At 59.0% G+C, this 13,065-nt stretch carries 9 protein-coding genes and 2 rRNA genes; 4 read left to right on the forward strand and 7 right to left on the reverse strand.

Features of this window, described 5'->3' with window-relative positions; genetic code table 11:
• Window positions 1-108: 108 nt before the first annotated feature.
• Window positions 109-1,485, reverse strand: a complete 1,377-nt coding sequence (locus VSP_RS32680; RefSeq protein WP_009966061.1) for a Gfo/Idh/MocA family protein — start codon at window positions 1,483-1,485, stop codon at window positions 109-111.
• A gap of 168 nt (window positions 1,486-1,653) precedes the next feature.
• On the opposite strand from VSP_RS32680, the gene VSP_RS32690 reads away from it, so the two are divergent.
• Complete coding sequence (locus VSP_RS32690) at window positions 1,654-2,040, forward strand: hypothetical protein (RefSeq protein ID WP_009966063.1); 387 nt, start codon at window positions 1,654-1,656, stop codon at window positions 2,038-2,040.
• Between the two features lie 642 nt (window positions 2,041-2,682).
• Here VSP_RS32690 and VSP_RS32695 read toward each other — a convergent pair.
• The 4 genes from VSP_RS32695 to VSP_RS32710 are packed head-to-tail and all read right to left on the reverse strand — an operon-like array spanning window position 2,683 to window position 5,266.
• On the reverse strand, window positions 2,683-3,240 hold the full coding sequence (locus tag VSP_RS32695) for a hypothetical protein (protein ID WP_009966064.1): 558 nt from the start codon (window positions 3,238-3,240) through the stop codon (window positions 2,683-2,685).
• Between the two features lie 41 nt (window positions 3,241-3,281).
• On the reverse strand, window positions 3,282-3,929 hold the full coding sequence (locus tag VSP_RS32700) for an anti-sigma factor family protein (protein WP_009966065.1): 648 nt from the start codon (window positions 3,927-3,929) through the stop codon (window positions 3,282-3,284).
• Window positions 3,916-4,524, reverse strand: coding sequence for a sigma-70 family RNA polymerase sigma factor (locus VSP_RS32705; RefSeq protein WP_009966066.1), 609 nt, complete (start codon window positions 4,522-4,524; stop codon window positions 3,916-3,918). The genes VSP_RS32700 and VSP_RS32705 overlap by 14 nt, the downstream gene beginning before the upstream one ends.
• Before the next feature lie 55 nt (window positions 4,525-4,579).
• A complete protein-coding gene (locus VSP_RS32710) occupies window positions 4,580-5,266 on the reverse strand; it encodes an SDR family oxidoreductase (RefSeq protein WP_009966067.1) in 687 nt (228 codons plus the stop codon).
• A 72-nt stretch (window positions 5,267-5,338) separates the two neighbouring features.
• On the opposite strand from VSP_RS32710, the gene VSP_RS32715 reads away from it, so the two are divergent.
• From VSP_RS32715 to VSP_RS32725, 3 genes are all read left to right on the forward strand, one after another.
• Window positions 5,339-6,523: a M29 family metallopeptidase gene (locus VSP_RS32715; RefSeq protein WP_009966068.1), complete on the forward strand. Its 1,185-nt coding sequence runs from the start codon at window positions 5,339-5,341 to the stop codon at window positions 6,521-6,523.
• Between the two features lie 161 nt (window positions 6,524-6,684).
• Window positions 6,685-7,671 carry a sterol desaturase family protein gene (locus tag VSP_RS38590; RefSeq protein WP_009966070.1) on the forward strand — a complete coding sequence of 329 codons (987 nt, stop codon included), beginning with the start codon at window positions 6,685-6,687 and terminating at the stop codon, window positions 7,669-7,671.
• 63 nt (window positions 7,672-7,734) lie between these two features.
• Entirely contained in the window at window positions 7,735-8,469 is a 735-nt protein-coding gene (locus VSP_RS32725) for a putative 4-mercaptohistidine N1-methyltransferase (RefSeq protein WP_009966071.1), read from the forward strand.
• 1,450 nt (window positions 8,470-9,919) lie between these two features.
• On the opposite strand, the gene rrf is transcribed toward VSP_RS32725, so the two are convergent.
• Window positions 9,920-10,035 (reverse strand): 5S ribosomal RNA (rrf, locus tag VSP_RS32730).
• A gap of 161 nt (window positions 10,036-10,196) precedes the next feature.
• Window positions 10,197-13,047: ribosomal RNA gene (locus tag VSP_RS32735) — 23S ribosomal RNA — on the reverse strand.
• Window positions 13,048-13,065: the final 18 nt, after the last annotated feature.

Raw genomic sequence — 13,065 nt, forward strand, 5'->3', positions numbered from 1 at the left:
CTTGCCACGCCCCACCCCTGATGAGGCAACCGAAGCGGTCGCCCTACAGACCCAGGGTGGCTGGATCCGGGGTCGGGGTCGCACCCCGACCAAAGAAAAAACCTTCCCCTACAACTTCCAGCCCGCACGATACTCGCGCTGGAGGAACTTGTTGGCGCTGGCGTCATCCGTGACGCCTTTGACCGGATCCCAGATGATCTTCTTGCCACTGCGATAAGCGACTCCACCAAGGTGATTGGCCACCGTGAGCAGACCGCTGTAGCTGAAATCGCACAGCGCAGGTTTCCCGGCCATGGCGCACTCCACAAACTCCTTGTGATGGCCCACACTGGCGGGGATGGAAGGCGCTGGAGCGGTAAAGCCCTTGAACTTGTCTTCTGGCAGGAGCAGATGCTTGCCATAGTCGGCGAGGAGCATGCCGCCATCGCCGACAAAAAGAACGCCATTGCCCCACTCCGGGATCTTCTTGTCCTTGAGCAACTGGGGCCTCAGGGACCCCTGATACCAGGTGAGCTTCACCGGTGGCAGGTCACCACGGGCTCCGTACTCATAGGTGGCGGACATGCTGGCCGGAGCCAGCTCCGGATGCGGAGCGGGACCGTCGGCGGAGATGATCTTGGGATGGTCCAGCTTCAGCGCCCAGAAGGGAAGGTCGTTCCAGTGGCTGCCGAGGTCGCTCATGGTGCCATTGGCAAAGTCCCAGTAGCGGTACCAACGCGGTCCTGGGAAGTAGATGTCATGATAGGGCCGCATGGGGGCTGGGCCGATCCAGAGATCCCAGTCGAGCTGTGGCGGCACGGGCTTGGCCTCGGTGGGCATCTTGTCGATGTAGTCCAGCAGGCCCGCCTTCACAAAGAGGTCCCCGTTGGCCTCAGCCTCCGCCTTGCTCTGCATGCCCCAGGCGCGCGACACCCATACATGCACTTCGCGCACTGGACCAATCGCCCCGCCCTGCACCAGTTCCACCACGCGACGATAGTTGGCCGAGGCGTGCAACTGCGTACCCATCTGGGTGGTCACGCCCGCCTCCTTGGCAGCCGCCATCACGACGCGGGCCTCGTGCACATCCCGGGTCAGCGGCTTTTCACAATACACGTGCTTCTTCGCCCGCAGTGCCGGCAGCACGGCAAAGGCGTGCGTATGCTCGGCCGTGCTGATGACTGCGGCGTCATAGTCCGTCTCCTTCGCATACAGTTCACGGAAATCACGATACTTTCGCGCGTTCGGGTATTGCTGGGCCGCCGCATCCAGCGCCTGGGAGTTCACGTCACACAGGGCCACCACATTGGTCAGGGCACCGATCTCCTTGAGATTGGCTGCGCCCCGACCACCGCAGGCGATCACGACTGTGTTGAGCTTCCCATTGGGCGATTTCGACGAGACCACCGCCGGGAAGCCGATCACGGCACCGCCGGTGGCAAGAAAGCCGGACTTCAGGAACTGACGTCGCGTTTTGGAACGTGAGATGATAGTTTTGTGATTCATGGTTTTACTTGCCGGGGTGCAGGACACCTACGTGGCGAGGCCACGCGTTTCGTCATGGGAATCACAAGAAGATGACCTCCCCATCCAGACTGGGATGAATTTTACCGATGCGGGCACCGTCTGTATCTGGCAGGCTGGCCCCTGGCTTTCTGTTCATCTCCCACCCCTATGAAGAATCGCCTTCAATCCCTGGTCCTGCTGTGGCTCACTCCCGTGGCACTGATGACGGCCTGCAGTACGGCTCCTGAGACCAAACTGGCCCCTGCCCCCGTACGGTTCGGCATGACGAAGGCTGATCTGCAACGCCAGTTCGGCAGTCCCGTGCGTCTGGAAAAACAGCGGGATGGAAGTGAAAGCTGGTACTACAAGTTTGGCATTCGCGAGGTGGAGACCACCCCGATCTATGAGGCGGAGGCGTCCGACTACGAGCAATCCGTGACCGTGGGCACGAGCTTCAGCACGACCACGACCATCCAGGAAGCTCCCGTGCGCGTCTCGCGTTCCGGCAAAGTCTTCGGTGCCATACCCAAAGGGCGCGTGGTGTTGCCAGATTGAATGTGAATGGCCGGCACATCGCGGATGCACCGCGCCGTCAAACCGCCGCAACTCCTCCGGGGTAGAACTCTCAAGGTGCCATACCCAAAGTGGGTTCGTCCCGCCCTGCGCATGGGCGGCAGACTAAGATCATCACCGTTGCCCCACGCGAGGGCGCTGACGCCAAGGGCGTCATACAAAGTAGAGCCCAGGGTAAGGCGAGGCGCGAGCCGCCACCCTGGGCAGATGGGCAGGTGAACCAGAACTCCGAAGTGAGTTCTACAAACCGTGGCCGCATCCCGAGGTGTCCACCGTAGGCAGGAGAGCCAACTCAGGGTAATCTGGACGGTCTGTAGAACTCCTTTGGAGTTCCATCACTACCTCGTGCTACCCGGGGTGGCGACCGCTTCGCGGTCTGACCCCGGGCTGTTTTGTATCACGCCGTTGGCGTGGGGTTTCCTCTATGAAGACACGGGATCAGCTTCACCCCCCCCTAACCTGACGCCCATGCACCCAGTATGAATCGTCAACATCGGGCCTGTAGCCGCATCCTCCTCGATAAAAAGCTTCGCCGGGTTCATGAGCCAACGCGCAATCAACTGACGCACTGACGCACTGACGCACTGACGCACTGACGCACTGACGCACTGACGCACTGACGCGTCACTTGCCCTTCTTCAGGAGCAGGACAAAGATGAGCTGGCCGTCGCGCCATTTGGGGCCGCCGATGAAGAGCGGGCTGTCAGGCTGCAGGAGGGTGTCGGTCTTCACCAGGACCTGCTGACCCTGCCAAAACTGCAGGTGCAGATTCAGGCCCCCATTGGCAGCCGTGCCTTTGGAATCCAGCTTCAGGAACACGTCACGGGACGGCACCACCCAAGATTCGTATTCACGAAACACGACTTGGGAATGCTGACCCAGCACTTCGAACTGCGTGTAGGGAAAGGCTTTGGCGAGGCGCTTCGACAGATCGGGGAACTCCGGCGTGGGTGTCACCGCTGCGCCATCCTGCTTGGGTTTCGATGAGGCAAACACCAGCGCCCCCCAGACCTGACCGTCCTTGGCCGCAATGTCGGCACTGATAGGATGCTTGGGGGCTCCTGCCGCTGCCGCTGACTCCGGAGCCTGAGCCCGGAGCTGGGCCAGGGGAGCTAGGAGCAAAGCACAGGCAAGACTGACCCGCGTCGCGTTCAGCAGGCGGGCGGTGGCAGAGACGTTCATGGCGGGAACTAGAGCAGCGGGAGTCACCGGGAGCGGACTTTTCAATGGGCAGAGCGCCCCAGGACCATCGGCTTGCTGGCCGAATCCTTGGCCATGACCAGCAGCACACCGCCCTGGTCATCGTAGAGTGTGGTGGTCGCCACCTGGGCATCGGTCTCGCTGTGATGAACGTTGATCCCCACGATGTCACGATCAGAAGGGATGGCCTCCAGACCGTTCAATACGAGCACTGTCGCCCCGGCATCCTTGTTGTGGTAGGTGCTGGCTTCGATGCCCGACTTGGGCGTGTAGAAGCTGAGGACTCTGGTCTCTTCACCCGGCTGGGTGGAGGGCATCACTAGCATACCGACAGCAAGGGCGGCTGCCGCGCCGGCGAAGATCCAGGGCGAACGCAACCACGAGAGCCAGGAGGACCCGGAACCGGCTGTCGCCACAGACTTGGCACGCTCTTCAGCGCGCTGATCCGCAGCAATCTGCTCCTGGATCTGCGAATTGAAGAAGTCGGCATTGGGGAGTGGACGTTCCATGTCCACATTGGCACGCAGCAGGTCTCCGAGTTGACGCAGAGAGTTCGCCTCCTCCCGGAGAGCCGGATCGGCCTCCAGCATCGCCTCGAAGCGAGGGCGCTCATCTGCGCTCAATTCTCCATCCAGCCAGCGGGCCAGAAGTTGATCATCAGGCGTTTTCATAGGCGTCTTTGAGCAGTTCTTGAAGTTTCTTGCGTGCGTAAAAGAGGCGGGACATCACCGTTCCCATGGAGCTCTCCATGATCTGGGCGATCTCCTCGTAGCTGAACCCCTCCACCTCCCTGAGGAGAATGGCGGTGCGGTGGTCCGGGCTGAGTTGATCGATTGCTTGTTGAATACGCGTCCCGAGCTCGCGATTTTTAAGCGCTTCGTCCGGCCGGTGCTCTCCTTTGGGCACAGTCTCGGCTCCCGCTGCCACCCCGGCCTGGCGTTCGTCATCGAACTCACCCGCCCCCTCGATCTTGCGCTTGCGGAGCCAGTCGTAGGTGGAGTTGTGAGCGATCCGGTAGATCCAGGTGTAAAACGAGGCATCGCCCTTGAACGACGGCAGGGCGCGCCAGGCCTTGATAAAGGCCTCCTGCGCCAGATCCCAGGCGTCTTGTTCATTCTGGACGAGATGGTAGCACATGCCGTAAACCTTTCCACGGTAGCGTGTCACCAGGCTGTCAAACGCCCGCGCGTCGCCAGCCTGTGCCCTCCGAACCAAGTCCGAGTCCGCAGCATCAACATCATTCAAGCTGCTGGGAGAAATGGACATGATTCGGTGGGCAATAAATGGACGCAGAGGCTCTGTCTTTTATTCAGCCGCAATGTTAGGGGGCTGTCAAAGATTTGCCATTGTCCCGGGAAGAGAGACCCGCAATGAATGGCACCGCCCGGCGAGCCCAAGCCGCAGCATCCGGGTAGCTGCCTGCCGAGTCGCCGAAGCAACTCCGCAGCATCTCGGTATCGATGATGCCCGGATTCAGGGCCACCACGGCCAGTTTACCCCCAGTCTCCTGAGCCATCGCTTGACTGAGTCCCTCGATAGCCCACTTGGTGGCGCAGTAGGATGCGACCTCTGGAGAAGTGCTGCGGCCCCAGCCGGAGGAGAAATTAACCACTACGCCGCCGCCTTGGGCGATCATCGCAGGAGCCAGCCCGCGGATCATGGCGATGGTGCCTTTGACGTTCACGTCCAGGATGTTAGCCACTTCGTCAGCGTTCAGTTCCCACACCGGGACGCTGCGGTTGATGATGGCGGCATTGTTAATGAGAAGATCCGGAGTCCCGTGGCTGGCAAGGATGCCCGCGCATAACTCCTCCACCTCGGCATCCCGGCCGACATCCACCTGGGAGAAGGCATGCGGTGCGGGATAAGCCCGTCGAAGCTCCTCCACGGCGTCCGAACTCCGGCAGCAGCCGGAAACCGTCCAGCCAAGAGACACAAAACCCTCCACCATCGCCCGGCCAAGGCCGCGGCTGACTCCCGTGATCACGACGTGTTTTGACCGGCTCATGAGGGGTGATTTATGCACCCATCTCTTGGCGCTTCCACGTAAATCGGTTTACACCACCACCGACCACACGCCATGATCTCCACTATGCTAAACGACGTGCAGACCGCCGCCACCGGACGCAAGTTTCCGAAGTTCGACCTCTCCCGCCTCCTCCATACCGTGTTTGAACCCACTTTCGGGCGGCGCGTGTGCATTTTGATCGATCTCCCGGAGCTTTCTGAAGCCAAAGGCCTGGCGTTCTTGAACAATCCTGAGCGCAAGATCCAGCAACGCGCCCACCAGTACTTTTACCAGGGCCTCCACGGTGGTGTGATGGAGGAGCTGGCCTTGAAAGGCGGTGAAATCTACGCCTATGAACAGACGGGCGGAAGCAACCTGGACCTCCCCGACCTCTGTGTGGACATGGAGGGCAAGGAACTGAGCCTTGAGCGGGACATCTACACGAACTACGACCTGATCCTCTGCATCTCCACCTTCAGCGCCACCGCACCGCTGACGGCCTTCGCCAAACAGTACGGTTTCCGCGGCGCGACGCTGCACGGACTGAATGAAGTGATCCTCAGCACGGGACTGGCCGTGGACTACAACGAAGTCAGCGTGGATGCGGAAAAGCTGCGCAAGGCGATGACCAAGGCTGACTGGGTGGAAATCGACTTCACCGTGGACGGCGGAGAGGACATGACAGTCCGCCTTGAACTCAATGGCCAGGAAGCTCAGAAGAGCCACGGCCTTTGTCGGGGTGATACGCCCGACATCGCGAACCTTCCGGCAGGCGAAGTCTATTTCGTTCCCACCGGGGCCGAGGGCACCTTCCCGCTCAAGTACGAAGACGGCACCCTGGGCAAGCTCACGGTGACCGGAGGCTCCATCATCAAGTCGGAGCTGATCGAAGGCAATCAGGCCACGATCGACGCCCACAACCAGAAGCTCGCCGATGATCCCATGACGGGTGTGCTGGGCGAGCTGGGTTTTGGCACTCAGGTGCTTCCAGTTTCTGGCGCGGACATTCAGGATGAAAAGGTGCTGGGCACCTGCCACCTGGCCACAGGCCGCGATGACCATCTGGGCGGCCACATCACTCCAGACCAGTTCAAGCGCCGCCAGAATGCGACGCATGACGACATCCTCTTTGCCCCGCACAAGACACCGAACTTCGACATCAAACAGGCGCGCATGAGCCGTGGAGGCAAGGTGGAGGTGTTGATCGAGCATTTCCAGCCAGCCGCGTACCTCCAGGCCGCTCTGGCGGGAGCCTGAGCAGAGGAAATGACCGTTCATCCTACTTTGGATGAAATCTGATTCAGAAGGGCGCTTTTTACGAGCGCCCTTCTCTTTTCGGTGATGGGGTGTGGTTGTCACAGCGCTTTGCTTGCCCTCTGGAGACGATCTCATAACCCGTTCCCGAGAAATTCCACCCCATGCCCCGGCTGAATTCCCTTCTCGACCACCTGCTCTGGCCAGCGCTTTTCGTTGGTGCCCTCATTCCCACGGGCTTCGGCATCGCCCACGGTCACGGCCCACTGGCGTTCAACCTCACCTACCTGTCCTTGGCGGGCCTGTTGTTCTGGTTGGAGAAGGTCCGCCCTCACGAGGAAGCCTGGCGGGAGTCCGATGGACAGGAGGTCACGGATCTGGCCCATACCCTCTTCACCAAGATCTCGGTGCAGGTGGTCATCGTGTCCCTGACCAATCTGGGCATCGCCCATCAGTTTGGCGACCGCGAGGCGGGCGGGTTCTGGCCAGCCCATTGGCCGATGTTCCTTCAGGTTTGTCTGGCCCTTGTAGTGGCCGAGTTCGGCTTGTACTGGGCGCATCGCCTCGCCCATGAGTGGATGCCGCTATGGAAGTTTCACGCCGTGCATCACAGCTCCAAGAAGCTCTGGTTCTTTAACACCGGTCGGTTTCACTTTGTGGACACCATCAAGAGCATGGTCTTCGCCACTCCGCTCCTCGCCTTGGCCGGGGCTCCTGGGGATGTGTTCATCTGGGGCAGCGCCATCACCGCCTACATCGGTGTGCTCACCCACTGCAACATCCAGATGCGTTTTGGCTGGTTGAGTCACATCTTCAACACCCCCGGCCTGCATCGGTGGCACCACTCCATGGACCTTCGCGAGGGCAACAAGAACTACGGGGAGAACCTCGTGCTGTGGGATCAGATCTTTGGCACCTACTACGACGACAGCACGCGTCGTCCGCCCGCAGAGATCGGGATTCGCGAAGCAATGCCCAAGGGATTTTTCGGCCAACTGGCCGCGCCTTTCTACTGGGGACGCTATCAGGCCCAACAGAAGGCGAAAGTGATGGTGAACTCTCCACCGCAGGGAATGCCGGTGGGCGGACAATGCGGCACGTCTGACGCTCAGAATTCTGCACCCGAGGCGCTCCCCATGTCCGAAGCCTGAGCAGAGTTCCTGTTTGCATCTTTTAGTACCGGGCTGCCTTGTGTGCTCCGCCCAGATCCGACGATGAACATCTACGAAACTCCCAAACTCCTCAGTGAGTACCTCCTCTTCCACTATGCCTCTGACGCTGAGGTGCTGCCGTGGGAATTTGGACCTTCATCCGCCCTGGGCTTTTCCGTGCGTTCCGTCACCAAGCTCCTGGACCGCTCCCTGATGCCACCCAATGCCCGGGCGCTGGATCTGGGATGCGCTGTGGGTCGGTCATCCTATGAACTGGCCAAGGCGGCGGGTGAAGTGATCGGGATAGACTACTCGCAAAACTTTGTGGATGCCGCCGAGAAGGTCCGCCGGGATGGCATGCATCCGTATCTGCGGATCGATGAAGGGCGCGCTCAAACACCACTGAGCGCCCAGCGCCCAGAAGATGCTGCGATCGCGGAAAAGATCCGGTTCGAACAAGGGGATGCGATGAACCTTCGTCCCGACCTCGGCGGTTTTGATGTGGTTCATGCCGCCAACCTGCTCTGCCGGCTCACCGAGCCAGCCAGGTTGTTGAACCGACTGCCCTCTCTGGTCAAACCCGGCGGCCAGTTGTTGCTCACCACCCCCTGCACCTGGTTGGAGGAGTTTACGCCCCCCGACCGCTGGCCCCAAGGCTCCACATTGGAGTGGCTCCGCGGTGCGCTGTCCGAGCACTTCCGTTTGTTGCACGAGGAAGACCTTCCTTTTCTGATCCGGGAGCATGCACGGAAGTTCCAGTGGAGCGTGGCTCAGGGGACACGGTGGGTGCGGAAGTGATCGGGAGGTGTTAGCCTCTGGTCGGGTTTGCGATTCCTGTTAGGCCTCCGATGTCGTAGGTCGCGTAGATTGCCAAGCATCACAACACCCCCAACGTCTGGCGACGAAGTCGCTGTGGAGTGCGGCGTGAAGCGCCGCTTTCCCGCCCCTCGTGATCATCTCCCAACGGATGACTGGCAGCAGCGGCACTGCCCGCTCAGTTTCGCGCCAGCGTCTTAGAGTGTCGGTGGAGCGACACCGCTTTCGCCAGCAGCTTACGCGGACAACGAGCGCGGCGGGTGGCCGGGTGATGCGGCGGTCAACCGGGAGCAGTACGCGCCCCCTCCGCCCCTGCTCTCACCTCCCGGTACGAGGAACTCCAAAGCGCCACCAAAGCGGCGGTTCTCGTGCGCACTCCCAAAGATGCTTCGCATCCGGGTGCTGGAAGCCTTGGGTTCTTTGAAAGCTCCCACGGCTTTCGGCATCGAATGTCCAGCATCTGCCTCAAGCATACCCACCTGCCTGGACATTCATCTTCCGCGACGCCCCCACTTTCCAACTACCCCAAAACAGCGGTGTAGTTGCCGACGTAAGGAGAACCAACCATCAGCGCGCGTTTGGGGTGGATGCCAAGGCCCCCCTTGAGGCGGCCGCCCCAGTTCGAAGCGGATCCCCAGCGGGGATCTCTACCACAGCCCAACGTTGGACGAGCCCTAAGCGAGTCAACGTTGGGTACCTCCCAGGACGATGATCAGGTGGGAAGCCCGACAGCATCTGCTTTCTCCCCACCGCCATCAACACCCCCACGCCAGCCGGACCTGATGTCATGCGCTGACTGACGTTTGCGGCAAGATGCCGCAAACAGCACGCAGGATGCGTGCGCTCCCCGAGCTTCCCGGGCACAGGCCATCTGAAGCCTGTCAGTCTACGAGGAACTCACCAGAGCCGCCAAAGCGGGGTCGAGCCACCGACACTCCAGGACGCTGGCGCGAAGATGGATGAACCAACAAAAAATGACCATCCTTCATGCTGCGGACATGGCTCCCGCGCGGGCATCGTCGCGAAGCGTCTTGGAGTGCGTGCGGCTCGACGCCGCTTTCGCCGGCGGATGACAGGGACAACGAGGGTCATGGGCAGCCTGCTGATGATGCGGCCAAGCGGGAGCCGTTACGGGCACGCTGCTCCCCTGCTCCCATTCTCTGGTACGAGGAACTCACCAGAGCCGCCAAAGCGGCGGTTCCCGCACGCACTCCCAAAGATGCTTCGCATCCAGATGTTGTGGGTCCGGTAGTAGCTTGAGGATCAAACAGCCTCCGATGTCACCCACTCCAGCGCTCTCGCCCCACCCCTGACCTCAGGTCTGATGTCTGGCGTCTGGCAGTCTGATGTCTGCGTCCTCTCCCGCTTCGCGGGTCGCAGTACACAGACAAAAAAAGTCCCCGCCCTCTGGGTCGCAGAAGGCGGGGATTAACTCTGGCAACGATCTACTTTCACATGGCCTGTCGCCATACTATCATCGACGCTGAGGTGTTTCACTTCCGTGTTCGGGATGGGAACGGGTGGGGCCACCTCGCTGTGGTCACCAGACTTCTGTTTCGGTTGAGAGCTTCAAGCTCCATGTGAAACAGCCTGTCTGAAGACTTCAGCGCTTCAGCGGTTGCAGTTATAGGTTGGGCTGGCGGCCCTGCCGGAGCAGGGTTCCCTGAAAACTGAACAAGGACAAACTAAGAGTGGTTGAAAAAGAATCAAACATCAAGACGATCGGATGATTAGTAGTGTTGAGCTGAATCGATTACTCGACTTGCACCCACACCCTATCAACGTGGTAGTCTTCCACGATCCTTCAGGGAGAACTCATCTTGGGAGAGGCTTGGCGCTTAGATGCTTTCAGCGCTTATCCTTTCCGTACATAGCTGCCCAGCTGTGCCACTGACGTGACAACTGGAACACCAGAGGTACGTTACTTCCGGTCCTCTCGTACTAGGAAGTAAACCCCTCAATTCTCCAACGCCCACGGAGGATAGAGGACCGAACTGTCTCGCGACGTTCTGAACCCAGCTCGCGTGCCGCTTTAACCGGCGAACAGCCGGACCCTTGGGACCTTCTCCAGCCCCAGGATGCGACGAGCCGACATCGAGGTGCCAAACTTCATCGTCGATATGAACTCTTGGATGAAATCAGCCTGTTATCCCTAGCGTACCTTTTGTCCGTTAAGCGACGGCAATTCCACATTAAACCGCCGGATCACTTTGGCCTACTTTCGTATCTGCTCGACTTGTAGGTCTCACAGTTAGGCGTGCTTATGCCAATACACTCAACACGCGATTGCAAACCGCGCTGAGCACACCTTCGCGCTCCTCCGTTACTCTTTGGGAGGATACCGCCCCAGTAAAACTGACCGGCTGCCATGGTCTCATGCCCTTTATGGGGTTACAATTAGACTCGCCAATACCAAAGGGTGGTGTCTCACTTTTGGCTCTGCGGGACCCGAAAGTTCCGCTTCACAGCCTCCCACTTACTCTGAGCATTGAAATCAGCGAATCAGTGACAGCTTACAGTTAAGGTGCATAGGGTCTTTCCGTCCTTCCGCGGGTAGGCGGCATCTTCACCGCCACTACAAATTCACTGAGCCCCTCGTTGAGACAGCGGTCAACTCGTTACACGATTCGTGCAGGTCGGAACTTACCCGACAAGGAATTTCGCTACCTTAGGACCGTTATAGTTACGGCCGACATTCACGGGGACTTGGGTTCAAAGCTTCGCCCCGCTTTCGCGGGACTAACATCTTGCCTTAATCTTTCCGCATTGGTCACGTGTCACATCGTATACATAGACTTTCGTCTTCGCACAATGCTGTGTTTTTGATAAACAGTCGGTTGACCCCTTTCACTGCGACCCACCGAAGTGGGCATCCCTTCTTCCGAAGTTACGGGACTAGATTGCAGAGTTCCTTAACGAGGTTTCACTCTTGCGCCTTGGTATATTCTACCCATCCACCTGAGTCGGTTTCTAGTACGGGCGGCTCTGGGAACATCATGAAGCTTTTCTAGACGGATCATTTGGAAACGCGGTCAGGCCGAAGCCCTTCCTGCCAAGTCAATAAGGTCTGTTTCCTCCTTCTCCGTGGTCTAACATGACTTAACCAGAGCCGGTGCAGGAATATTAACCTGCTTTCCATCGCCTGCGCCAGACGGCATCGGCTTAGGTCCCGACTAACCCTGGGACGAAAATCGTTGCCCAGGAAACCTTGGATTTACGGCGGGGTGGGATTTCACCACCCTTGTCGTTACTTATGTCTGCATCCTCACTTCTCAACACTCCACTTTCAGTCGCCATCCAGCTTCGATGCGTTGAGAACGCTCCTCTACCAAACCCCGGACCAAAATCCGGGGCATCCAGAGCTTCGGTATACCGCTTATCGCCAATCATTTTCGGCGCGAGATCTCTCGATGAGTCAGCTATTACGCACTGTTTAAATGGTGGCTGCTTCTAAGCCAACATCCTCACTGTCAAAGAAATCTCACTTCCTTTCCACTGAGCGGTATTTGGGCACCTTAGCTGCTGGGCTGGGTTGTTTCCCTTTCGACAATGAAGCTTATCCCCCACTGTCTTACTGCCATACTTCACCCCGGGGTATTCGGAGTTTGATTGAGTTTGGTAGGCGGGTGTGCCCCCTAGCTCATTCAGTGCTCTACCCCCCCGGGTCAGCATATGACGCTGCACCTAAATACATTTCGAGGAGAACCAGCTATTACGGGGTTTGATTAGCCTTTCACTCCTACCCACAACTCATCCGAGAACTTCTCAAGGTTCACCGGTTCGGCCTTCCACGTCGTATTACCAACGCTTCAGCCTGGCCATGGGTAGATCACCACCGCTTCGGGTTTGGCTCCTGTGACTATATTCGCCCTGTTCGGACTCGCTTTCGCTGCGCCTGCGTCCCAGAAGGACTTAGGCTCGCCACAAAAACCAACTCGCAGACTCATTAAGCAAAAGGCACGCCATCACCGGACAAGCCGGCTCTGACACCTTGTAAGCACATGGTTTCAGGTACTGTTTCACTCCGCTCACAGCGGTGCTTTTCACCTTTCCCTCGCGGTACTTGTTCACTGTCGGTCACCAGCTAGTATTTAGCCTTACGCCGTGGTCGGCGCCGATTCATGCGAAGTTTCACGTGTGTCGCATTACTCAGGAATTCCCTAGGCTGGATCAAAGTTTTCGGTTACGGGCCTTTCACCCTCTCTGGCGCAACTTTCCTGAAGCTTCACCTAACTCGATCCAATGCCACGTCGGGCTCCTACAACCCCGGAGGCAAAGCCTCCGGTTTGGGCTGTTCCGCTTTCGTTCGCCACTACTGACGGAATCACATTCGTTTTCTTTTCCTCAGGGTACTGAGATGTTTCACTTCCCCTGGTATGGCGTCGCAGCCCCTATGTATTGAGGGCTGCACGCAGCGGTATGAACCGCTGCAGGTTATCCCATTCGGAAATCTCCGGGTCAAAGCGTCTTTGCCGCTATCCGAAGCTTATCGCAGCTTAGCACGTCCTTCATCGCCTGCTGGTGCCAAGGCATTCACTATGTGCTCTAAAATACTTGATGCCTGTAGCCGCTGGCTTG

Source organism: Verrucomicrobium spinosum DSM 4136 = JCM 18804 (assembly GCF_000172155.1).
Lineage (GTDB): Bacteria > Verrucomicrobiota > Verrucomicrobiia > Verrucomicrobiales > Verrucomicrobiaceae > Verrucomicrobium > Verrucomicrobium spinosum.

Coding starts and splice junctions, on each gene's coding strand:
- VSP_RS32680 (WP_009966061.1), bottom strand. CDS start 1,485: ATGAATCACAAAACTATCATCTCACGTTCCAAAACGCGACGTCAGTTC.
- VSP_RS32690 (WP_009966063.1), top strand. CDS start 1,654: ATGAAGAATCGCCTTCAATCCCTGGTCCTGCTGTGGCTCACTCCCGTG.
- VSP_RS32695 (WP_009966064.1), bottom strand. CDS start 3,240: ATGAACGTCTCTGCCACCGCCCGCCTGCTGAACGCGACGCGGGTCAGT.
- VSP_RS32700 (WP_009966065.1), bottom strand. CDS start 3,929: ATGAAAACGCCTGATGATCAACTTCTGGCCCGCTGGCTGGATGGAGAA.
- VSP_RS32705 (WP_009966066.1), bottom strand. CDS start 4,524: ATGTCCATTTCTCCCAGCAGCTTGAATGATGTTGATGCTGCGGACTCG.
- VSP_RS32710 (WP_009966067.1), bottom strand. CDS start 5,266: ATGAGCCGGTCAAAACACGTCGTGATCACGGGAGTCAGCCGCGGCCTT.
- VSP_RS32715 (WP_009966068.1), top strand. CDS start 5,339: ATGATCTCCACTATGCTAAACGACGTGCAGACCGCCGCCACCGGACGC.
- VSP_RS38590 (WP_009966070.1), top strand. CDS start 6,685: ATGCCCCGGCTGAATTCCCTTCTCGACCACCTGCTCTGGCCAGCGCTT.
- VSP_RS32725 (WP_009966071.1), top strand. CDS start 7,735: ATGAACATCTACGAAACTCCCAAACTCCTCAGTGAGTACCTCCTCTTC.